This window comes from Chryseobacterium sp. MHB01, from assembly GCF_034651565.1.
In the GTDB taxonomy this organism is placed as follows: domain Bacteria; phylum Bacteroidota; class Bacteroidia; order Flavobacteriales; family Weeksellaceae; genus Chryseobacterium; species Chryseobacterium nepalense.
In genome coordinates this window covers 179,589-203,023 of record NZ_JAYEDA010000003.1, presented here as the reverse complement: position 1 = coordinate 203,023, position 23,435 = coordinate 179,589, and the positions used below count along the sequence as shown (strand labels likewise).

The window sequence follows — 23,435 nt, the reverse complement described above, 5'->3', positions numbered from 1 at the left end:
CTGTCAGTCTATCATCTATAATCATTTATCATTAATCAATCATCTACTAATACATCTACAACGATATGAACAATCCATCACAGAAAATATCTGTCATCGAAAAAATAGGCTACAGCCTGGGAGATCTTGCTGCCAATCTTGTTTTTCAGACTTTGGTAACCTATCTCGCTTATTTTTATACGGATATTTACGGACTAAAAGCAGAGGATGCATCAGTCATAACATTGATAGTAGGATTAATTGCCGGCTTCGGGTTCAATCCGATGGTAGGAGCTTTGGCAGACCGTACTGCAACAAGATGGGGGAAATTCCGTCCGTGGATTCTTTTCACGTCTGTTCCGCTTGGGATTACTGCTTTGTTAGCTTTCAGTACACCCGATTTTTCTTATAAAGGTAAAATGATCTACGCTGCAGCAACGTACTCCTTGTTACTGTTGTTATATGCAGCGAATAACCTGCCATACGCAGCACTAAGCGGTGTTATCACGGGAGATATGTCAGAACGTAACAGTATTTCTTCTTACCGTTTTGTGGCGGTGATGTTTGCCCAGTTTTTCGTTCAGGTATTTATGTTGCCAATCATTTTATCTGTAGGAAATGGAGATAAAGCTGCCGGTATCGAAACGGTAATGACCTGGCTTGCGATAATTGGCTCCGTAATGTTGCTGATCACCTTTTTCACTACCAAAGAAAGAATCATCCCAAAACCTGAACAAAAATCAACCTTAAAAGAAGATTTAAAAGATGTTTTCCAAAACAGGCCATGGATCATTATGCTGACGGTGACGGCTTTCATTTTCATAACCCTGGCGATGAAAGGAGGATCATACGTATATTATTTTAATAATTATGTGGATGAAGCTTCTCTTAAAAGCTTTATTTCTCCGATCACTACATTTTTCAACTCAATTGGAATGAATTTCTTCGGTGAAGATCCAAAATCTGCCGGTTTCGGATTGTTTAATGCGGGAGGTATCATTATGATGATCGTTGGAATTACTTTTTCCAAAAGGTTTGCCGATAAATACGGAAAGCGTGACACCTTCATTGCATCGCTGTTTATTTCCACTTTATTTGTTCTGTTCTTTGTTTTTTATCCTCCGAAAGCAGTAGGAATAATGTTCCTTTCTCAGATTTTGCACGGATTCTTTTATGGTATCAGTACTCCTTTACTTTGGGCTATGATTGCAGATGTAGCCGATTATTCAGAATGGAAAAACAACAGGAGAGCCACCGCTATTATCTTTTCTGCCATGATGGTAGGTTTGAAGGTAGGTTTAAGCATCGGAAGCTCATTGGTAGCATTGATTATCGGTAAGTACGGATATATTTCTACGGAGGGTACGGAAAATGTGGTTCAGCCTGAAACCGTGGCTGCAGGAGCTAAAATGCTGGTAAGCGTTTTTCCTTCGATTCCTTTTTTCATCGCATGCGGATTACTTTTATTCTATAAAATCAATAAAAAAATGGAAGTTCAGATTGAAAAAGATCTGGCGGAAAGAAGAAAATAATATGACTATGAAACGAATAATTACATTAGGCTTAATAATGCTGGCCGTATCAAATGCAGTCGCTCAAAAAACAGGAAATTCTCTGAAAAAAGCTTTTAAAGATAAATTTTATATCGGTACAGCCATGAGTCTTCCGCAAATCAACGGAACGGATGTGAAATCAGATCAGATTATCGCTTCACAATTCAGCTCTATTGTGGCGGAAAACTGCATGAAATCTATGTTTCTGCAGCCTCGGGAAGGAAAATTCTTTTTTGATGACGCCGACCGTTTTGTGGCTTTTGGTGAAAAGAATAAAATGTTTATCATCGGTCATACCCTGATCTGGCATTCACAGTTGCCAAAATGGTTTTTTGTGGACAAAGACGGGAAAGATGTTTCTGCTGAGGTGTTGAAACAACGAATGAAAAATCACATTACAACCGTTGTTTCAAGATACAAAGGCCGCGTGAAAGGTTGGGACGTAGTCAATGAAGCCATCATGGAAGACGGAACGTACAGAAAAAGTAAGTTTTATGAAATCCTTGGCGAGGAATTTATCCCTTTGGCATTCCAATATGCTCAGGAAGCTGATCCGAATGCTGAACTGTATTACAATGATTATAATGAATGGTATCCTGAAAAGGTAAAGACAGTTATTAATATCGTTAAAAAAATGAAATCCAGAGGAATAAGAGTTGATGATGTAGGAATGCAGACACACGTTGGCCTGGATACTCCGAAACTGGCGGAATATGAAAAAGCGATAACAGATTATGCATCCGCCGGAGTAAAAGTAAATATTACTGAAATGGACATCAGTGCGCTGCCTTCACCTTGGGGAACTTCTGCTAACGTCTCAGATACGGTAGAATATCAGGCGAAGATGAATCCCTACACCAAAGGTCTTCCTGAAAATATAGAGAAAGAATGGGAAAATCGTTATCTTGATTTCTTCCGTCTTTTTATCAAACACGAAGACAAAATCAGAAGAGTGACGTTGTGGGGTGTTACCGATAAACAATCATGGAAAAATGATTTCCCGGTAAAAGGCAGAACCGATTATCCTTTACTTTTCGACCGTAATTTTAAAGCAAAACCAGTGGTTGAAAAAATTATTCAATTAACAAAAGAGAAAAAATATTAACAAACCACAAAAGCCACAAAAGAAATAATTGGAAACAGAGTAATTAGAAGAACAAAAAGCGGAATATTTATTACACTAATACTTTTTGAACTTTTGGAAAACTTATTAAAAAAAATCTTTTGTGACTTTTGTGGTTAAAAATAAAATCTATTATCTAAAAGTCTAAACTAAAATGAACAAAGCAAAATATCTATTCCCGAACGACTATATGGCAGATCCTTCCGTACATGTTTTTGAGGATAAAATTTATATCTATCCTTCCCACGACCGCGAAAGCGGAATTGAAGAAAATGACAACGGAGATCACTTTGATATGAATGATTACCATGTGTTTTCTTTAGATAATGTAGAAAACGGAGAAATTACGGATCATGGTGTAGTGCTTTCCGTTAAAGATATTCCATGGTCGGGGAGACAGCTCTGGGACTGCGATGTTGCTTTTAAAAACGGCAAATATTTTATGTACTTTCCCTTGAAAGACAAAAACGATATCTTCAGAATCGGGGTTGCAGTAAGCGAGAAACCGTACGGACCTTTCGTCCCTGAAAAACACCCGATGATGGGAAGCTACAGCATCGATCCTTGTATTTTTGAAGAAGATGGAAAACATTATATGTATTTCGGAGGAATCTGGGGCGGACAGCTTCAGCGTTACCGAAATAATAAAGCCTTGGAATCTGCTGTAATTCCTCAGGATGATGAGCCTGCCATTCCGTCCAAAGTTGCCTTGTTAAGCGACAATATGCTGGAATTTGGTGAAGAACCTAAAGACATTCTTATCCTCGACGAAAAGGGAAATCCGCTTCTTCACGGAGACAAACACCGTTTCTTTGAAGCTTCCTGGATGCACAAATACAACGGTAAATATTATTTTTCGTATTCAACCGGTGACACTCATTTGCTTTGTTATGCAACCGGAGATAATCCTTACGGACCATTCACTTTTCAGGGTGAAATTTTAACACCGGTAGTAGGCTGGACTACCCATCATAGTATTGTTGAATTTAAAGGGAAATGGTACCTGTTTTTTCACGACAGTGTTCCGAGCGGAGGAAGAACATGGCTCAGAAGCATGAAGGTTGTAGAACTTGAATATGATGAAAACGGTAAAATAAAAACCATCGAAGGATTGGACGAAAATCAGTAAAATGCAATCAACTTTGTCAAAATTCTGAACCTTGACAAAGTTTTTAAACCAATTTCACACGCGGAACCCGAAGGGTTCAATAACAATAGCCGTAGGTGAAACCTATGGAATTTAAATTAAATGTAAAAAAATTGCCATGCAGCATTTCCGAATTTATTTTATCGCATTTCTAATGATTCCGTTAATGACCTTCGCGGAAGACGGAAGCCAGCTTTGGCTTCGCTTTCCAGCAAAAAACGGAATTTCTGCAGATCATATTATTGCTAAAGGAAACAGTGCGACGCTGAATATTGCCAGAAAAGAACTGAGCAGTCACTGGCAGGGCCAAACCGTGGAGCTGCGAACAGATAAAACCTTAAAAAACCTGAAAGACGGTTACACCATAAAATCCGGACAGAATAAAATTGTCATTGCTTCAGGAAAGGAAATCGGATTATTGTATGGGGTGTATCATATTTTACGGCTTCAGCAAACCAACGTTTCCACTACCAATTTAAATATTACAGAAAAACCTTCGTACGATGTAAGAATTCTAAACCATTGGGATAATCTGGACGGAACGATTGAACGCGGTTATGCAGGACATTCTCTCTGGAAATGGGAAGATCTTCCGAATACAATTTCTCCCCGATATGAAGAATATGCGAGAACGAATGCCTCTGTCGGGATCAATGCTGTAGTATTGAATAATGTTAATGCCTCTCCGAACATGCTTCGTGAAGATTATCTGAAAAAAGTAAAAATACTGGCCGATATTTTCAGACCGTATGGCATCAGGGTTTATCTTTCGGTCAATTTTGCCTCGCCAAAAGTGTTGGGAGGAACCGAAAATTCAGATCCATTAAATAAAAATGTTCAGAAGTGGTGGAAAGAGAAAGCCTCTGAAATTTATAAATTAATTCCTGACTTCGGCGGATTTTTGGTGAAAGCCAATTCAGAAGGCCAGCCAGGACCACAGGATTATGGAAGAACGCATGCCGACGGAGCCAATATGATGGCTGATGTTTTAAAACCATACGGAGGAATCGTAATGTGGAGGGCTTTCGTATACAGTCCGAGCAAAGACGACCGCGCGAAGCAGGCTTATCTGGAATTTGTTCCTCTTGATGGAAAATTCAGGGATAATGTGATCATTCAGATTAAAAACGGACCTGTTGATTTTCAGCCTCGTGAAGCATTTAATCCTTTGTTTGGTGCATTAAAGAAAACTCCTGAAATGGTGGAATTTCAGATCACACAGGAATATCTGGGACAGGCTAATCATCTGGCTTATCTCGCTCCTTTATTCAAAGAAACTTTGGAAAGCGATACTTATTCTGATGGCAAAGGCTCAACTATTGCTAAAATTACCGACGGCACATTAAGACCCGCAAAAATCACAGCCATTTCTGCTGTGGCCAATATCGGAGAAGATACCAACTGGACAGGCCATCATTTTGCACAGGCCAACTGGTATGCATTCGGACGCCTTGCGTGGAATCATGAGCTTACGCCAGAACAGATTGCCGACGAATGGATTACAATGACCTTTACGAATAATGAAAAATTCGTTAACCCGGTGAAAGAAATGATGCTTACTTCAAGGGAAACGGTTGTTGACTACATGATGCCCTTAGGACTTCATCATATTTTCGCAGGAGGACATCATTACGGTCCCGAACCTTGGGGAGATTACAAAGGCGGTAGACCCGACTGGTCGCCGGTATATTATCATCAGGCCGATAAAAATGGAGTAGGATTTGACAGAACCGTAACAGGAAGTAATGCGGTTTCACAATATTTTCCTCCATTAAATGACATTTATGGAAATATTAAAACGTGTCCGGAAAATCTTATCCTTTGGTTTCATCATGTTCCGTGGGAGTATAAAATGAAAGATGGGAAAACATTATGGGAAGAACTTTGCTACAAATATGATTCAGGAGTTCATAAGGTGAGGGATTACCAGAAACTCTGGGACACGATGAAACCTTATATCGACGAACAAAGGTTTACGGAAGTACAGTCGAAACTAAAAATCCAGGCGAAAGATGCTGTCTGGTGGAAAGATGCTTGTCTATTATATTTCCAGACTTTCTCTGAAATGCCTATCCCGTATGATATTGAAAGACCTGTGCATGAGCTGGAAGATTTGAAAAAAATCAAACTGAATATGGGCCACCATAATTAAAAATAAGGCAACTCTTTTCTGTATCTGAAAGAAGAGTTGCCTTATAAAAAATAACTGTACTTGAAATTTTATCCGGTATTAATCGGAATAACTATATAATAATTAGTATATGGAATAATTAGTATTACACTAAATGTTCTTTATTTTAATGAAATGATCTTATTAAAAACATTTCCGTTTTCTTCTACCCGGATAATGTAATTTTCTGATGTATTTTTGTCCAGATCAAAAGTAACATTCAGATCTCCGTTTTCAGACTGCTTGGTTGCTGTGTAATAGTTGTTGTCTGAAAAATCTGTTACAGAAATCATTACAGGATTTTTTACAGCAGACATATGAAGTTTTACAAAGTTACCTGAAACACTATATTCCGGTTTGTTGATAACACTTACAGGGGTTTTATCAACTTCCATCACATTATCTTTGTTAATGCTGATTCTGTATTTTTCAACTTTTCCTTCAGATTCCGCCACCAGATAATAAGTACCTGTAGAAAGTTCCTTAAGATCGTAAGATTTTGAAATAACGTTTTCCGCATCAAGTTTTTCAGAAAATATTTCGCCGTCTATATCGTTATATACAAACAATGAAACATTTTTAGCATTAGATATCTCAAAGTTTATTGTTTTTGCACTCACCGTTCCTAAAGCAATAGAAAAGTCTCTGTCTTTACTCATCAGGCTTGCTGAGATTAATAAGAATCCTGCAAGAAATGTAGATTTTAAAAATGTATTCATAATGACAAGTTTTTTGTTATCAATAATTTATACTGCAAATCTACAGCAGATCATCTTTCAATTCTACAATACAATTTTCACATATATGTACAATATTAACCTAATTGTTATATTAATTAAATATTAATTGTTAATTTTACATATAATTAATTGAACAGCATATGAAACATGCCAATCCTGCTTTTGAAGCCATAAAACCTAATATCGGAAGCAGTTTTACAAGTCTGAAGTTTCAGCGTAATGAAAATATAAAATCTCACGTCTGGCATTATCATCCGGAAGTAGAACTAATATTTGTTTGCAAAGGTTCCGGAAAGAGACAGATCGGGAGTAATATCTCCTATTTTTCGGATGGAGATCTCGTATTGATCGGGAGCAATCTTCCACATTGCGGACTTACCAACGAAAATACCAATAACGATTACGAAATGGTCATCCAGTTCAAGCCGGATTTTTTAGGAGAAAATATATGGGAAACTCCTGAAATGCAGCGGATTTCTGCCCTGCTTGAAAAATCAAAAGCCGGAATTGTTTTTAACGAAAATATAAAAAAAACAGTGGGTAAGAAAATTGCTGATATGCACGAAATGTCATCGCTCAACAAGCTGCTGAACTTCCTGGAAATATTAGATGAACTTGCCACTACACAGGATTACAGAATACTGAATGCCGGGAAATATTATCTACAGACACAAGTGGAGGATAATGAGAGAATCAACCATATATTTAATTATGTGAAGGACCACTTTAAAGAACAGATCACGCTGGAAGAAATAGCGGATCTTGCCAATATGAAAGTGCCATCGTTTTGCCGTTATTTTAAGAAAATTACCAATAAAACATTTACCCAGTTTGTCAATGAATACCGGATTACCCATTCGCTGAAACTCCTTGCGGAACAGCCGTTAAGCATTACCGAAGTCTGTTTTGAATCCGGATTCAACAATTTCAGCTATTTTAATAAAACGTTTAAAGAATATATCAAGAAAAGCCCGTCACAATACCGTAAAGAATTTAATTATTTTATGGAATAGTTTTAAAAAAACAACCTTGTTTTATTTGAAATATACGTGTACATTTAACATTTATAAAATTCATTACAATACTCTTATTTTGATCCAGGAAAAATTAATTAATAATACGAAAGAGGCTTTTCGAAAAGCCTTTCAAACCCAACCGGAGCATATTTTCCTTTCTCCCGGAAGAATAAATATTATCGGTGAACATGTAGATTATAGTGATGGCTTTGTTTTGCCGGCAGCCATTGACAAATACATTTGTTTTGCTGTTGAAAAAGCAGGAAATTCTGATATGTGCACCTTTTTCGCGGTAGATTTTAACGACAGTTTCAGTTTTAATGTTAAAGAAAAACAATCGCCGGTTTCGCAGACCTGGGTTAACTATTTACTGGGAGTTTTTAATGCCATTCAGGAAGAAGGAAAAATAATTGGAGGGTTAAATATAGCGTTCAGCAGCACAATTCCTATGGGTTCGGGGTTATCTTCATCTGCAGCGCTGGAATGTGGTTTTGCCTATATTCTCAATCAGATTTTTAACCTCGGTTTTTCTAAAAAAGAACTCGCTTTGATCGGGCAGAAGTCAGAACATACTTATGTCGGAGTAAAGTGCGGAATTATGGATCAGTTTGCGTCCGTTTTCGGAAAAGAGGAAAAAGTCATCATGCTCGACTGTCACTCGCTGGATCATCAATATTTTAACGCGGATCTCAAAGGCTACAGCCTGGTTTTATTTGACAGTTGTGTCAAGCATACGCATCTTAATTCCGGGTATAATGACAGGCGCAGAGAGGTAGACAACGGAAAAAATGCACTTTGGAAAAAGTTTCCGGAAATTACAAAATTCCGGGATTTCAGTGTAGATATGCTTGATGCAGTGCGCGAAGAAATAGGAGAAATTTCATACAAAAGATGTTTCTACCTCCTGAAAGAAATCGGAAGGGTAGAGCAGGCTGCTGTTGCACTTTCTGAAAATAATGCCGCACGTCTCGGAAAATTGCTTACCGAAACCCATTCCGGACTTTCCAATGAATTTGAGGTAAGCTGTAATGAACTTGATTTTCTGGTGGAGCAGACCTTACAGGAAAAAGGCGTTATCGGGGCAAGAATGATGGGAGGCGGATTTGGCGGCTGCAGTATCAATCTTATCAAAGAAGATTGTGTTGAAAATGTAATCAGCAGAATCCGTGAAAAATACGAAGCTGAATTCAATATTCAGCTAAAAGTGTATCAGGTTAAAATTTCCGAAGGAATAAAAGAATATACCAACAATGAATGTAGAATTTGACAGTAAAAAACACCCTCACAGAAGATACAACCCGCTTCTCGACGAATGGATTCTGGTTTCTCCGCAACGCTCCAACAGACCGTGGCAGGGACAGACCGAAAAAACGGTTCAGGAAGAATTGTCGGCTTATGATTCCGGATGCTACCTTTGCCCGGGAAATGAAAGGGCAAACGGTGAAAAAAATCCCGACTATCAGGGGGTCTATGTCTTCGAAAATGACTTCGGATCTTTGCTCAGCGATAAGGTGGATTTTTCTGTTAACAATTCAGATTTTTTTTCCATAAAACCTGAAAGAGGAATTAATAGAGTAATCTGTTTTTCTGAAAATCACAGCCTTACGTTGCCTGAGATGGAAAAGGACGCTATTAAAGAGGTAATTGACGTCTGGCAGCAGCAGTATGATGAACTCGGAAGTAAAGAATTCATTAATCATGTACAGATTTTCGAGAATAAAGGGCAGATCATGGGGTGCAGTAATCCTCATCCGCATGGTCAGATCTGGGCTCAATCGTCGATTCCGACTGCCGTGGTAAAAACTCAGGAAAATCTTAAAAACTATTTTGAAAAATCCGGAAGATCACTGTTGGAAGATTACCTTAAAAAAGAACTTGAATCCGGTGAAAGAATGGTACTTGAAAATGAAAGCTTCGTTGTTTTGGTTCCATTTTGGGCGGTTTGGCCTTATGAAACGATGATCATCAGCAAAAGGAAAGCCGGAAATATCCTTGAGTTTTCAGAAGACGAGAAATATGATTTGGCCGAAATAATAAAAGATCTTACCATTAAATATGATAATCTTTTTGAAATTTCGTTTCCATATTCTGCAGGAATTCACCAATCTCCAACTGATGGAATTTCACATCCCGAATGGCATTTCCACATGCATTTTTATCCGCCGCTTCTTCGTAATGCAGAGGTTAAAAAATTCATGGTGGGTTATGAAATGCTCGCCGAAGCACAAAGAGATATAACTCCGGAACAAAGCGCAGAAGTACTTAAAAATCTTTCTACCATACACTATAAAAGCAGAAACTAAGTTGTTAATGCTTTAAAAATTATATCTTTAAAATTCTAAGAAATTAAGATTAGTTTCCATTTTAAAATCTTTAAATTTAATTTCTTGAATATTAAAACAAAAATAAGAGGACCCTAAAAAGAGTTCTCTTATTTCTAATATTACTGAAACAGTAGGTATTAACTTAATTCTTCCAGATTTTCAAATCTTGAATAAGAAGATTTCAAATGATGAAGATGATCAGAAACCACCTGTGAACTTTCCGGACAAAGATCTCCGCTTTCTAAAGCATCCTCATAAGCATTGATTGCCGCTTTTTCCCCAAATACAACATTTTCAAGGGTAGACTCATCTTTGTTACCGGTAAAAGAATTTTTGATGTCGATCCATGCTCTGTGCACGGCACCTGCGGTACTTGTTGAATTGTCAGCCTCACCTCCTTTTTCATTAATAAGCCTGATAAGATCAGATTTCATAGTCTGAGACTGTGATACCATTTGGTCATAATCATTTTTCAGAGCAGAATGGGTGTCCCATACTTTGTCCTCTACTTTAGAAAATCCTTCAATTCTGTCGTTCGTGATGTTCAGTAAATCATTTAGTACTGATACTGTTTTTTCGTTGTTCATATTAAATTTTTAATTGGTGTCCTTTGTAGGTTACAATAAACATGCCTTGTTTAGGGACTTTCTAAATTTTTTTTTAAAAGTTTTTTGGCATAAAAAATGATGATAGTATATTATTGTACTAAGATCTAAAAAATTAGTATATTTATATAAAAATTCAATATCATGAATTACAGAATGACAAAAGAAGTCATTGATCTTCTCGAAAAGTTTGAAAAAGAAAATGATAAACAGTATTATACTGCTGATATCAATGGTTTTAAAGAATGGGTTTGCGATCGCACATCCTCAGGAAATTCACAAATAGACGAGCCTTATTGGGAAGGAAAAGAAAAAGGAAGATCTCCTGAAAGCGCTATTACTACTTTACTGCTACATTTGAACAGATATGCCAAAAACTATTCGAAATCTGCCATTTCGGATTCTGATTTTGTGACACAGGAAGATTTTATTTATCTTATTAATCTCAGAGCTTTTGGACAAATGACCAAAATGGAGCTTATTAAAAAGAATATTCATGATAAGCCTGTAGGAATGCTCATTATCACCAGGTTGCTTAAGAATGGTTGGATTGAGCAGACAGAATCTGATATAGACCGAAGAAATAAATTGATAAAAATTTCTGAAAAAGGTAATGAAGCCCTTGAAAAACAGATGACAAAGATTCGGCAGGCCACGGATATTGTTTCAGGAAATCTTACCTACAGTGAAAAAATGGAGCTTATCAGAATGCTTAATAAGTTAGATCGATTTCATTATCCTATTTTCTCAAAAAATATTGACAGTAAAGATCTTATTAAAACAGTTTACGAAGAACATTCATTTAAAAATTAACTATGAAAAAAAAGATTGCGGTAATAGGATCTGGATTTTCAGGACTTTCGGCTGCGGCATATGCTTCAAAGGAAGGCCATGAAGTTCATCTTTTTGAGAAGAACGGCAGCATTGGAGGAAGAGCCAGAAAATTTACAACAGATAACGGCTACACATTTGATATGGGGCCCAGCTGGTACTGGATGCCCGATATTATAGAATCATTTTTTAATGATTTTGGTAAAAAAGCCACAGATTTCTATACGCTTGTTCCTTTGGATCCGCAATTTGAAATGGTTTTTTCAGACGGCACCATGAATATTCCTCACAACTATGAAGAAATGAAAGAACTGTTTGAAAAAACAGAACCCGGAGCCGGAAAAAAACTGGATGCATTTATGAAAGATGCACAGTATAAATATGAGGTCGGGATGCAGGATTTTGTGAATAAGCCATGCCACTCCTGGTTTGAATTCGTATCTCCGAAAATAGCCAAAAGCGCACTGAAACTGGATCTCCTCACCAATTTTCAGCGTTTTGTAAGAAAATATTTCAATAATCCTAAACTGATTGTTTTAATGGAGTTCCCTGTTATTTTTCTGGGAGCTGCTCCAAAGGATATTCCTGCGTTGTACAGTTTAATGAACTACGGAGGATATAAGTTAGGGACATGGTATCCAATGGGCGGTTTTTCAAAAATTATAGAGGCAATGAAAAATATTGCTGAAGAGCAGGGAACCCGTTTTTATGTAAATGCGGATGTTGAAAAAATTAATATTAATCAAAAAGAGGCTTCTTCGCTGACGGTCAATCAGAAACAGATTGATTTTGACGTAATTATTGCATCATCAGATTATCATCACACGGAAACAAAACTTTTACCGGAAGAATTCAGGAATTATGATGAAAGTTATTGGGAGAAACGTGTTTTTGCTCCTTCCTGTCTCATTTATTATCTCGGGTTTAAAGAAAAAATCCCGAAACTGAAACATCATACTTTATTTTTTGAAAACGATCTGGAACTTCATACCCATGAAATTTATAAAGATAAAAAGTGGCCTACTAAACCATTATTCTATGCCTGCTGTCCTTCAAAAACAGATCCGGACGTAGCGCCCGAAAACTGTGAAAATGTTTTCCTGCTAATGCCCGTAGCTCCGGGAATTGAAGATTCTGAAGAAATAAGAGAAAGGTATTTTATGGAAATGATTCTCAGGCTCGAAAAACATACAGGAGCAACAGATCTCCTGCTGAAAATTGACTATAAAAAAAGCTATTGCGTAAAAGATTTTAAGGAAGATTACAATGCTTATCAGGGAAATGCTTACGGGCTTGCCAACACTTTATCTCAAACCGCCGTTTTAAAACCTTCACTCAGAAACAAAAAAATAAAAAATTTATTTTATACAGGGCAGCTTACCGTACCTGGACCGGGCGTACCGCCTTCCATCATATCAGGAAAAATAGCTGCAACAGAAGCCATAAAAAATTGATTGCTATGAAAAAATTATTTGACGAACTTTCTTTCAAAGTAAGTAAAGAGACCACAAAACAGTACAGCACCAGTTTTTCGCTGGGAATCCTTGCTCTTTCTTCCGCTATCAGAAATCCTATCTATGCTATTTACGGATACGTACGTCTGGCTGATGAAATTGTAGACAGCTTCCATGATTATGACAAAGAAAAGCTGCTCCGTAAGTTTAAAAAAGATACTTTTAATGCATTGGAAGACGGGATTTCTCTAAATCCTATTCTCCAGTCTTTTCAGGAAACTGTCCATCAATATGATATTGATGAGAGCCTTATTCATCAGTTTTTGAAAAGTATGGAAATGGATCTTCAGAAAATAGATTATAATTCGGATCTTTACAAAGAGTATATATTGGGATCTGCAGAAGTGGTGGGATTAATGTGTCTTCAGATTTTTGTAAATGGAGACAAGGAACAGTACGAAAAGCTTAAGCCATATGCTATGATTTTAGGATCGGCTTTCCAGAAAGTAAATTTTTTACGGGACATGAAGGATGATTATTACACGTTGGGAAGGGTGTATTTTCCGGGACTGGACATGACATACTTTGACAACAATGTGAAATCATCAATTGAAAAAGAAATCGAAGAAGAATTCAGACAGGCATTGATCGGTATTAAAATGCTTCCGCCTTCCTCTAGATTCGGGGTGTATCTTGCATACAGATATTACATATCCTTATTCAGGAAAATCAAAAGAAAATCTGCCCAGAATATATTAAACGGAAGAATAAGAATATCCAACGGCGCGAAAATTTCTTTAATGATGAGCTGCTATGTTCAGTACAAAACTTCTTTATTTTAAGATTAATAAATACACTAAAAAATGAATTTTCTCATTGTAGTAGCAACTTTTTTTGTGATGGAAGGAATAACCTGGCTCACACACAAATATATTATGCACGGATTTTTATGGTCTCTGCACAAAGACCATCATGACCACAGCAATGACGGCCATATGGAAAAAAACGATTACTTTTTTGTAATTTTTGCAGTTCCGACTATTCTTTTGATGTATTACGGGACTGTTCAGGGATTTAATTACTGGTTCTATATAGCGATAGGCATTGCCCTTTACGGGATGGCCTATTTTTTTGTACATGATATTTTTATTCATCAGCGGATAAAATTTTTACGTGATACACAAAACCCGTATTTACTTGCTATCAGAAGAGCACACAAACAGCATCATAAGCATATCGGAAAGGAGAAGGGGGAGTGTTTCGGTTTTCTTTGGGTGCCTGTAAAATATTTTAAATTATATTTTAATAAAAATAAATAGATGCAGCAATATACCTATCTTCTTATTAATTTTTTTACGGTCATCGTCTGTTTTATTTTTTCATTTCATCATAAGATTAAATTCAACAGGTATTTCGGTGCTTTTTTAGCTGCTTCATTAATTGTCGGAGTGGTATTTGTTGTCTGGGATGCATGGTTTACAAAAATAGGAGTGTGGTGGTTCAATGACCAATATCTTTTAGCAATACGTTTTGCCGGACTTCCCCTGGAAGAGCTGCTTTTCTTTATCTGTATTCCTTTTGCCTGTCTTTTTACCTATTTCTGTTTGGATAAATTTTTTAAACTCGACTGGAAGCCGCTTCCGGAGAAAGTTTTTGTAATAATAAGTATTATTATTGCTTTATGTATTGCACTCTGGTTCAGGGAAAAGATTTATACCTTTATTACTTTTCTGTCAACAGCCTGTAGCCTTTTTATTTTAAAATTTTTATTGAAAGTAAGATGGATCGGAAAAGTTTCTTTCGTTTACCTTCTTCTAATGCCGGGTTTTCTGATGGTCAACGGAATATTGACAGGCACCGGACTGGAATCTCCCATCGTAAACTACAATCCCGAAGAGTTTATGGGGATCAGAATATTAACTATTCCTGTGGAAGATACGGTGTATGGCTATGAACTTATTCTTTGGAATATTTTTCTTTTTCAAATGTTTAAAAAATCTAAAACTAACTCCTTGGTTGAAGTGGAGGCATAATTCAGCAGGTTTAAATCATATTTGAACAGTTAAAATAATGAACCGATGACACTCCGTAATGTTACGGGCAGGTATTCAGGTCCATCGATGACGTTTTTTAATGCTCCGGATATTTACATAACACTTCTGAAGTGATGATCAACGTATCGCAAGAGGTTAAACAACCCCAAAAGACACATTATTTACCTTACCGGATCATTATACTATGCCACCAGATGGCTGTGTAAACCTATATATTATCGCGAATTACTCATCCGAAGCATTCTGAAATAGGTCGTGATGAATGTGAAACCTCTCCGGACAGATAAACCATGTCTCGCGATACGTTATACAACCCCGAAATACACGTCCTGAACCCCGCCGGACAGGTTACTAAATGTCGTCGGATAGGTTATACAACCTATCTGTTGAGGTGAAAAACATCTCCAGATCATCAAATAACTTGTGCGGATAGGTGAACAACGTCTCACAATACGTTATATAACCCCAAAATATACGTCCTGAACCCCGCCGGATACGTTATTAAGATGGTCTGAGAGGTTATACGACCTATCTGTTACGGTAAATAACGTCTCCGGACCATTAAACAACGTCTCTCGATAGGTCCGGAACCTGTTTGGAAATATTTTTAATGGATCGAAATGCAGTAAAAAACTCAGGAATCCGCTTCTATATAATGTAAAGGTGCTTCAAAATTAAAAAATATCCTCAATTCAATAGGGGCGGGCTTAGCCCGCTTTTCTCTACCAAACACTACATTCGGTTTTAACCAAAATTTAAAAATAAACTTTACACAAATTCGAACTCAATTTCTTTTTCAGGAATACACAATTCTTTATTAAAGCGAATAAGGAGTTAATAAATTTACGGTATTACGTAAAATATTCTATTCTGGGTTTTATTTAATGTATTATAAATCAATATTTTAAATCTTTAGGTTGTTTTTTGGCATTAGTCAGGGAAATAAATATAACCTTTAAAATATTTTATCATGAAAAAAACTAAACCCATTATCGCAGTTGCTGTTTTATCGGCTCTTATGTTTGTTTCCTGCACAAAGGCAAGCAAATCAGAAAATCAATCCCAGGATGCAGCACAGACTACTACCCAGGCAAGAGCAGAATACATCGAAGTTGAGCCCAATGTAAGGCTTCACGTAACCGACCTAGGTGAAGGAAAACCGGTTGTTTTAATTCACGGATATCCGGTGAGCGACGCTTCATGGGAATATCAGTATCTTCCTTTAATCAAGGCAGGATACCGTGTAATCGGGATTACTTTGAGAGGATTCGGACAATCGGATAAACCATACGGAAAATACAATTACGACCAGTTTACTTCTGATATTAAAACGGTTTTAGACAAATTGGATATCAAAGATGCTACATTAGGCGGGCACTCAATGGGCGGTGCTATTGCTTTGCATTACGTGGCAAAATATAACGCTGCTCACGTTAGCAAATTAGCTTTATTCGCTGCTGCTGCACCTGTTCACACCAAAAAACCGGATTATCCTTATCCATTATTTACCAAAGAAGAAATCACCAAATGGGTAGACCTTGTCAGCGTAGACCGGCCGGGATTACTGAACACCATTGGTGAAAGATTCGTGTTATCTCCAACTTCTGTTTCACCCGGTATCGGTGCCTGGTTAGGCGGAATCGAAATGCAGTCATCGGCATATGCCATGGAACAGGCATTAATCGCTTTACGGGATGAAGATTTAAGAGGTGACCTGCCGAAAATTAAAATTCCAACGCTTATCATGCAGGCAAAACAGGACCGGATTGTGGCGTATGCTTTAGCAGAGCAAATGAACAAAGCCATCAAAGGATCTACCTTAATTCCTTTTGAAAACAGCGGACACGCATTATTCCTGGAAGAAAAGGATAAATTCAACGCAGAACTCCTTAAGTTTTTAAAACAATAATTAGCCCCGATTGCCTGTGGCTGAAGTTGCGGGCAATTTTTTTTAAGATTTAAATACATATTTAACCAAAATAAACTTTTATGAAACCATCTACAAACTTATTATCACCGGAGAATCACGCATTGGTACTGATTGATTTTGAAGGACAAATGGCATTTGCCACAAAAAGTATCGCCATCAGCGAATTAAGAAATAATGTAGCCATCATTTGCGGAGCATCAAAAATATTCAATGTTCCCACTGTTGTAACAACCGTTGCCGAACAAAGTTTTTCGGGTCCTGCATTTCCTGAAGTTCAGGAAGCCTATCCTATGGAAACCTCAAATTATATCGACCGTACTACCATGAATACCTGGGAAGATGAAGCGGCTTACAAAGCCATTACAGGAACTCAAAAACAGAAACTTGTTCTTGCAGGTTTATGGACAGGGGTATGTATCGTAGGCCCAGCCTTGTCTGCGCTGGAAGAAAATTATGATGTATATGTCATTACAGATGCCTGCGGTGATGTAAGCTATGAGGCTCATGAAAGAGCTATACAACGTATGATCCACGCTGGTGTGAAACCTGTAACTTCTGTACAGTATCTGTTAGAGCTTCAGAGAGACTGGGCCCGTCAGGAAACTTATGTAGCGGTAACCGACCTGATGAAAAAGTACGGAGGATCGTACGGACTGGGAATTCACTATGCTCACAATATGCTGAATCATTAATATTTAAAATTAAAATGTTGAAGTCTTCATATTTCATATCCTGCCTCTCCGGAATTTTAATGGTTATCTTGTTTTCGGGAAAGATCTCTGCGCAGTCTTTTAAGCTGTTGCGATACGATGAAAACTATGAATATCTCAAAGATTCTGCAGACACTTTTTATAATAAGGTGAAATTTCTCCCGCTCAATAATGAGAAAAATATCTATTTATCTTTTGGGGGAGAAGCACGATATGAATATGTAGATTTCAACAATGAAGACTGGGGCAGGCTGAATCTCGGACACAATAACTTTTTTCTTCAACGGTATGATCTTCATGCAGATCTTCATTTGGGAGAACGTGTCAGAATATTTTCACAAGTGCGCAGTGCCTTGCAGAACGGAAGAAAAAATGGTCCACGAGGAATCGACGAAGATGAGCTGAATATTCAGAATCTCTTTGTTGATGTTAAAGCTTTTAAAAGCCAGGATAAAAATCTCGTTTTTCGTGTAGGAAGACAGGAACTGGATTACGGTTCCGGGAGATTAATATCCGTAAGGGAAGGCCCAAATGTAAGACTTTCATTCACCGGAGCTAAACTGATGTATGAGCAGAAGGATTTTTCGGTGGATGCTTTTGTGATGATGGCAGACAGCATTAACGCCGGAGTTTTTGATAATACAATATCGAAACAGCTTAATCTCTGGGGAGTATATTCTAAAATCATCTTTCAGAAAGCCGGGAATCTGGATATGTATTATCTGGGAATCCGCAGGGATAATGCGGTTTTCGAAGCAGGAATTGCCAAAGAAAAACGACATACGCTTGGCGCACGTTTCTGGAAATACGGCGGAGGATTCATCTACAACCTGGAAGCTGCCTACCAGTTAGGAACTTTCGGGGATAAGGCGATTCGGGCATGGACAGGCTCGGTAGATTTCGGATATTTATTTGAAAATATAAAGTTTAAACCCAGCATTAATCTCCGCAATGATTATATCTCGGGAGACCGTTCCAAAGATGACAATACGCTTCAGACCTTTAATCCTCTGTATCCGAAAGGCGGGTATTTCGGGTTCAGTCCGCAGGTTGGACCAGTGAATCTTATTGATATTCATCCTTATGTTACGTTAGATCTTTCTTCAAAGCTTAAAATGCAGGCAGATGTTGTGTTCAACTGGCGATATTCTCTTCAGGATGGGGTCTACAGACCGAGCGGAGTTCTGAATCGTCCGGGCAGCAGCTCTGATAAAAGATATATCGGGACGGCATATTTAACCAATTTTACGTACAGTTTTAACAAATATATGGCATTGGTAAGCGGTATCCAGTATTTCAGGAAAGGAGCTTTCATTGAAGACATTATTCCCGGAGCTAAAAGCGGCGTGTTTTATAATATCCGTTTAGGCTTTAAATTTTAATTATCACTTAAAAAAAATAAACTTTCTAATTAACCACAACAGTATTTAAAAATCTTTGATTTTTATTCTTTGAGATCTTTGTTTATCTAAACTTTAAAATAATCTTTTGTCTCTTTTGCGGTTAAAATCAAATTAGTTTAAAAGGTAAAATCACTAAAAACTACTTTATTATGCAAAATATAATATCAAAATATTTCGGAATCTCAAAAGTATTGCTTGTAGCAGTACTTATAGGAGGTTCAATAACAAATTATGTTTCGGCTCAACAAACAGCAGACGCAAAAACGGCTGTCGGCACAAAGAAAGTATGGGGAACAGTAGATGGCGTGACCATTGAAGGTCTGGTGAACGGTCCTTCAGCAGCCGTGGCAGATCTCCAGATTGCCTGCGTTTTTGAATATACAGAAGGCGATATTTTTAAATCTCCCGCGCTTCCTGCGGAACTGAACGGGATGGTACATCTCGACGAAGCATTAAAAGGAATCATCACTGAAGTAAGAAAAACCGGAAAATTCAAAGGCTATGCTTTAGAAACATTACTGATGGATCCGCCAAAAGGAAGTATGGGTTCTAAAAAACTCCTGCTCATCGGGCTTGGAGACAGAAATAATTTCGATGCGGAATTAATGAAAAAAGTAGGCGCTGTAGCAATGAGGGAAGCATTGAGGCTGAAAGTTCAGACCGTATCATTTGCCAGCGACATTAAAGATGCCGGAATCGATTCTCCTACAGCACTTGTTGCCGGAAATGTTGTGTTAGGCGCATTTGATGCCTACCGCGCTCAGGCTTACCTTAATACTCAGCATGTATCAGAAAAAATGACCGTGAAAAAGCTGATCTTATTGGCCGGCCCTTCATTTTTTACGGTTGCCGGGGGCGGAATTAAAGATGCGATTGATCAACTTAATGCTAAATAACCATGACAGCAGATCTTATTTTATATAACGGAAAAATCCACAGTTTCAGCAATGAAGTTCAGGATATTTCAGCAGTTGCCATTAAAGATGGAAAAATTATCGCAGTAGGAAATGACGGATTGACTGATCAGTTTGTCGGTGAAACGACCAGAATCATCGACCTTAAAAAGAAAAGAGTGGTGCCGGGAATCAATGATTCGCATATTCATTTGATCCGCGGCGGACTGAATTATAATCTTGAGCTGAGATGGGACGGTGTTCCGTCATTAGCCGATGCGTTGCGTATGCTGAAAGAGCAGGTAGACCGTACGCCTTCTCCGCAATGGGTGCGTGTCGTTGGTGGCTGGTCAGAGTTTCAGTTTGCGGAAAGAAGAATGCCGACGCTGGAAGAGATTAATGCCATAGCTCCTGAAACGCCTGTTTTTATCCTTCATCTTTATGACAGAGCGTTGATGAACAGAGCAGCTCTGAAAGAAGTGGGATATACTAAAAATACACCAGCTCCTCCCGGAGGACAGATCGAACGCGATTCTAATGGAGAGCCGACAGGATTGATCATCGCAACACCAAATGCCATGATTTTGTATTCAACACTGGCTAAAGGTCCCAAGCTTTCTTACGAACATCAGCTGAATTCTACGAGACACTTTATGAAAGAGCTCAACCGCTTCGGAATAACGAGTGTTATTGATGCCGGCGGAGGTTTTCAGAACTTTCCGGATGATTATCAGGTGGTGAATGAATTGAATCAGAAGAAACAGCTGACGGTAAGAATTGCCTATAATTTATTCACCCAAAAACCAAAACATGAGTTTGAGGATTTCAGTGAATGGATTGATACGGTAAAACTCTATCAGGGTGACGATATGTACCGCCACAATGGTGCCGGGGAGATGTTGGTTTTCTCCGCGGCAGATTTTGAAGATTTTTTACAGCCAAGACCCAATCTTCCGGAAAATATGGAGGAAGAACTCGAAAAGGTTGTTCGTTTGCTCGTTGAAAATCGTTGGCCTTTCAGGCTGCATGCTACCTATGATGAAAGTATCTCCAGGTTTTTAAATGTTTTTGAAAAGATCAATCAGGAAATTCCATTCAATGGGCTGCCATGGATTTTCGATCATGCGGAAACGATCAGCGAAAGAAATATTGAAAGAGTCAAAAATCTTGGTGGTGGCATCGCCATACAAAGCAGAATGGCCTATCAGGGAGAATATTTTACCGATCGTTATGGCTCAGCAGCTGCAGAAAATACACCGCCGGTAAAGAAAATGATTGCCATGGAAGTACCTGTAGGAGCAGGATCTGATGCCACAAGAGTGAGCAGCTATAATCCCTGGGTTTCTATGTATTGGTTAACAGCCGGTAAAACGGTTGGCGGTCTTCAGCTGTATCAGGAATCAAGGCTGGACAGAAGAACAGCATTAGAACTTTATACCAAAGGAAGCGCTTGGTTTTCTCAGGAGCATCATAAAAAAGGAGATATCAAAGTAGGAATGTTTGCCGATCTGGCAGTTCTTGATAAGGATTATTTCACCATCGATGAAGAAGATATTAAAAATATTGAAGCTGAAATGACGATGGTAGACGGTAATATTGTTTACGCAAAAGGAGAATTTTCATCATTTGCGCCACCTTCTGTTCCCATTCTTCCGGAATGGTCGCCGACGAATCTGTATAACGGCTATTATCCTGTTGGAGGACACACTCAGAAGGAAATTGAAAAGAATTCAAAGTCAGCACATAAAGTACCGCTGACTTCCCAGATTCACAGTTGTGCAGGAAGTTGTGGTGTTCATTCCCACAATCATGATCAGGCAAGGATGAGTAATCTTCCCGTTAATAATTATCATGCGTTTTGGGGAGCTTTAGGATGTTCATGTTTTGCTTTTTAAATTAAAATTATGGAAATTATACAACAGATTCTCCATTCAGATGTAGGATCATCATTTAATAACGTATCGTTGTTGGCCTTCAGAATACTGCTGGGATTTGAACTCTTCAGAGTACACGGACTGAAAAAATTCAGACTGGAAAACGGAAAAAAGGAAGTCATTCCCAATCCTTTGGGATTGCCAACGAAACTGAATGCTCTCGTAGCTTCTTTTGCCGATCTGGTAGTACCTTTTTTAATTATTCTCGGCTTGGGAACGCGGCTCGCGGTACTTCCGACAATTGGCGTGACAGCTATCGGATATTTCGTGGTTCACAGAAAAGATTCTCTGGAAGTACGGGATGTTCCTTTCATGTACACCTTATCTTTATTGTTAATTCTTGCTTTAGGTGCAGGAACATATTCACTTGATTATTACTTATTAAATACACTTTAAGAAAATGAAAACTTCAATCGGAATTAAAAATGAAAATTTAGCAAAAGTTGCTGAAGTATTGGTAAAAGTATTGGCAGACGAATTCGTGCTGTACACCAAAACAAGAAAAGCCCACTGGAATGTGGAAGGCGCAGATTTTTACAACAAACATCTGTTTTTTGAAGCCCAGTATCAACAATTAGATGAAATGATCGATGGCCTTGCAGAAAGAATAAGAACTTTAGGACATTATGCACCGGCTACTCTGAGAGAATATCTTGAATTGACACATCTTTCGGAACATCATCTTGATGCTAATGACAGTTTTACTTACATCAAAGAACTTCTTTCTGATCATGAAAGTGTTTTAATTCATCTTAGAGAAAATATCAATAATTTTGCTTCTGAATTTCATGATGCGGGAACCAGCGATTATATCACAGGTTTAATGGAAACTCATGAGAAAATGGCCTGGATGCTGCGTTCACATTTAAAATAACCTTATGGAGACCAAATCAAATATAGCTTGGGTAACTCTGCTGCTGACCATGATTGCAGGGTATTGCGATACGGTAACCTTTGTTTCAGCAGATTCTATTTTTTCCGCACACGTGACCGGTAACTTTATTGTGTTTGCCTATCAGCTGATAAAAGGATCTGAGCTGAATGCATGGGTGAAACTGCTGACTTTCCCCATATTCATTATGGCTGTGATTACAGGCGGAAGAATGGCATACAGATTTACCAATCATTATTTTATTATGTTTTGGGAAGGTTTGTTGCTGCTTCTAAGCGGAATTTTTGTAGCCGTATTTACGTATCTGGGAATTTTTGAAAAATGGATGATGTATGCCGTAGTGATGGCCACCGTATTTGCGATGGGGTTGCAAAATGCATTCGGAAAGCTTTACGCTAAAGAAACTTACGGGCCAACTACCATGATGACGGGAAATGTGACGCAGGCCTCTCTGGATTTCGGAAATTTACTAAAAAACGGTTTCAAAAATCCTGATGCCATAACCAGCCTGAAAAAACAGATGATAACCATCTTTGGCTTTCTTACCGGATGTTTCCTGGGAGCTTTTGCGGGGAAGCAGTTCGGGTTGATAACACTGATTGCTCCGGGAATAGGAATGCTGATCTGTTATTTTTACCATCGTAACAATTCAGAGTTTAAAATTTAGATTAGATTTG

Annotated in this window: 22 protein-coding genes; 20 read left to right on the top strand and 2 right to left on the bottom strand. The window is 38.0% G+C overall.

Features of this window, described 5'->3' with window-relative positions; translation table 11 throughout:
• The first annotated feature begins 65 nt into the window (after nucleotides 1-65).
• The 4 genes from U9K52_RS07120 (at nucleotide 66) to U9K52_RS07105 (ending at nucleotide 5,954) form a co-directional block, all read left to right on the top strand.
• A complete protein-coding gene (locus U9K52_RS07120) occupies nucleotides 66-1,511 on the top strand; it encodes an MFS transporter (protein ID WP_322925770.1) in 1,446 nt (481 codons plus the stop codon).
• 7 nt (nucleotides 1,512-1,518) lie between these two features.
• Nucleotides 1,519-2,637, top strand: a complete 1,119-nt coding sequence (locus tag U9K52_RS07115) for an endo-1,4-beta-xylanase (RefSeq protein ID WP_322925769.1) — start codon at nucleotides 1,519-1,521, stop codon at nucleotides 2,635-2,637.
• A 172-nt stretch (nucleotides 2,638-2,809) separates the two neighbouring features.
• The gene (locus tag U9K52_RS07110) at nucleotides 2,810-3,784 is read left to right on the top strand and encodes a glycoside hydrolase family 43 protein (RefSeq protein WP_322925768.1); all 975 of its coding nucleotides are present in this window, start codon (nucleotides 2,810-2,812) and stop codon (nucleotides 3,782-3,784) included.
• A gap of 136 nt (nucleotides 3,785-3,920) precedes the next feature.
• The gene (locus U9K52_RS07105) at nucleotides 3,921-5,954 is read left to right on the top strand and encodes an alpha-glucuronidase (protein ID WP_322925767.1); all 2,034 of its coding nucleotides are present in this window, start codon (nucleotides 3,921-3,923) and stop codon (nucleotides 5,952-5,954) included.
• Between the two features lie 140 nt (nucleotides 5,955-6,094).
• Here U9K52_RS07105 and U9K52_RS07100 read toward each other — a convergent pair whose 3' ends face one another.
• Nucleotides 6,095-6,691, bottom strand: a complete 597-nt coding sequence (locus U9K52_RS07100; RefSeq protein ID WP_248393011.1) for a hypothetical protein — start codon at nucleotides 6,689-6,691, stop codon at nucleotides 6,095-6,097.
• 161 nt (nucleotides 6,692-6,852) lie between these two features.
• Here U9K52_RS07100 and U9K52_RS07095 point away from each other — a divergent pair, with 161 nt between their 5' ends.
• The 3 genes from U9K52_RS07095 to U9K52_RS07085 all read left to right on the top strand — a co-directional run bounded on the left by U9K52_RS07095 (nucleotide 6,853) and on the right by U9K52_RS07085 (nucleotide 10,031).
• Nucleotides 6,853-7,725 (top strand): AraC family transcriptional regulator, encoded by an 873-nt coding sequence (locus tag U9K52_RS07095; protein WP_263603262.1) that lies wholly within the window; start codon nucleotides 6,853-6,855, stop codon nucleotides 7,723-7,725.
• Nucleotides 7,726-7,804: 79 nt separating this feature from the next.
• Nucleotides 7,805-8,995: a galactokinase gene (gene galK, locus U9K52_RS07090; protein WP_322925766.1), complete on the top strand. Its 1,191-nt coding sequence runs from the start codon at nucleotides 7,805-7,807 to the stop codon at nucleotides 8,993-8,995.
• Entirely contained in the window at nucleotides 8,979-10,031 is a 1,053-nt protein-coding gene (locus U9K52_RS07085; protein ID WP_322925765.1) for a UDP-glucose--hexose-1-phosphate uridylyltransferase, read from the top strand. The genes galK and U9K52_RS07085 overlap by 17 nt, the downstream gene beginning before the upstream one ends.
• A gap of 158 nt (nucleotides 10,032-10,189) precedes the next feature.
• Here the strand turns inward: U9K52_RS07085 and U9K52_RS07080 are convergent, their stop codons facing one another.
• Nucleotides 10,190-10,639 carry a PA2169 family four-helix-bundle protein gene (locus U9K52_RS07080; RefSeq protein ID WP_263603259.1) on the bottom strand — a complete coding sequence of 150 codons (450 nt, stop codon included), beginning with the start codon at nucleotides 10,637-10,639 and terminating at the stop codon, nucleotides 10,190-10,192.
• A 162-nt stretch (nucleotides 10,640-10,801) separates the two neighbouring features.
• Between U9K52_RS07080 and U9K52_RS07075 the strand changes: the two genes are divergently transcribed.
• The 13 genes from U9K52_RS07075 to U9K52_RS07015 all read left to right on the top strand — a co-directional run bounded on the left by U9K52_RS07075 (nucleotide 10,802) and on the right by U9K52_RS07015 (nucleotide 23,425).
• Nucleotides 10,802-11,470: a MarR family winged helix-turn-helix transcriptional regulator gene (locus tag U9K52_RS07075; RefSeq protein WP_248393020.1), complete on the top strand. Its 669-nt coding sequence runs from the start codon at nucleotides 10,802-10,804 to the stop codon at nucleotides 11,468-11,470.
• A 2-nt stretch (nucleotides 11,471-11,472) separates the two neighbouring features.
• Entirely contained in the window at nucleotides 11,473-12,942 is a 1,470-nt protein-coding gene (locus tag U9K52_RS07070) for a phytoene desaturase family protein (RefSeq protein ID WP_322925763.1), read from the top strand.
• 5 nt (nucleotides 12,943-12,947) lie between these two features.
• Nucleotides 12,948-13,784, top strand: coding sequence for a phytoene/squalene synthase family protein (locus tag U9K52_RS07065; RefSeq protein WP_248393023.1), 837 nt, complete (start codon nucleotides 12,948-12,950; stop codon nucleotides 13,782-13,784).
• A gap of 21 nt (nucleotides 13,785-13,805) precedes the next feature.
• Complete coding sequence (locus U9K52_RS07060; protein ID WP_248393024.1) at nucleotides 13,806-14,261, top strand: sterol desaturase family protein; 456 nt, start codon at nucleotides 13,806-13,808, stop codon at nucleotides 14,259-14,261.
• Entirely contained in the window at nucleotides 14,262-14,975 is a 714-nt protein-coding gene (locus U9K52_RS07055) for a lycopene cyclase domain-containing protein (protein ID WP_322925762.1), read from the top strand.
• Nucleotides 14,976-15,966: 991 nt separating this feature from the next.
• Nucleotides 15,967-16,905, top strand: a complete 939-nt coding sequence (locus tag U9K52_RS07050; protein WP_322925761.1) for an alpha/beta hydrolase — start codon at nucleotides 15,967-15,969, stop codon at nucleotides 16,903-16,905.
• A gap of 80 nt (nucleotides 16,906-16,985) precedes the next feature.
• A complete protein-coding gene (locus tag U9K52_RS07045) occupies nucleotides 16,986-17,618 on the top strand; it encodes a hydrolase (protein WP_322925760.1) in 633 nt (210 codons plus the stop codon).
• A gap of 14 nt (nucleotides 17,619-17,632) precedes the next feature.
• The gene (locus U9K52_RS07040; protein WP_322925759.1) at nucleotides 17,633-19,018 is read left to right on the top strand and encodes an alginate export family protein; all 1,386 of its coding nucleotides are present in this window, start codon (nucleotides 17,633-17,635) and stop codon (nucleotides 19,016-19,018) included.
• Between the two features lie 170 nt (nucleotides 19,019-19,188).
• Nucleotides 19,189-19,935, top strand: coding sequence for a M17 family peptidase N-terminal domain-containing protein (locus tag U9K52_RS07035; protein WP_322925758.1), 747 nt, complete (start codon nucleotides 19,189-19,191; stop codon nucleotides 19,933-19,935).
• A 2-nt stretch (nucleotides 19,936-19,937) separates the two neighbouring features.
• Nucleotides 19,938-21,827, top strand: a complete 1,890-nt coding sequence (locus U9K52_RS07030) for an amidohydrolase (RefSeq protein WP_322925757.1) — start codon at nucleotides 19,938-19,940, stop codon at nucleotides 21,825-21,827.
• A 9-nt stretch (nucleotides 21,828-21,836) separates the two neighbouring features.
• Nucleotides 21,837-22,262: a DoxX family protein gene (locus U9K52_RS07025; protein WP_263603250.1), complete on the top strand. Its 426-nt coding sequence runs from the start codon at nucleotides 21,837-21,839 to the stop codon at nucleotides 22,260-22,262.
• A 4-nt stretch (nucleotides 22,263-22,266) separates the two neighbouring features.
• Nucleotides 22,267-22,740 (top strand): Dps family protein, encoded by a 474-nt coding sequence (locus U9K52_RS07020; RefSeq protein WP_263603249.1) that lies wholly within the window; start codon nucleotides 22,267-22,269, stop codon nucleotides 22,738-22,740.
• A gap of 4 nt (nucleotides 22,741-22,744) precedes the next feature.
• Complete coding sequence (locus U9K52_RS07015; protein WP_263603248.1) at nucleotides 22,745-23,425, top strand: YoaK family protein; 681 nt, start codon at nucleotides 22,745-22,747, stop codon at nucleotides 23,423-23,425.
• Nucleotides 23,426-23,435 lie beyond the last annotated feature (10 nt).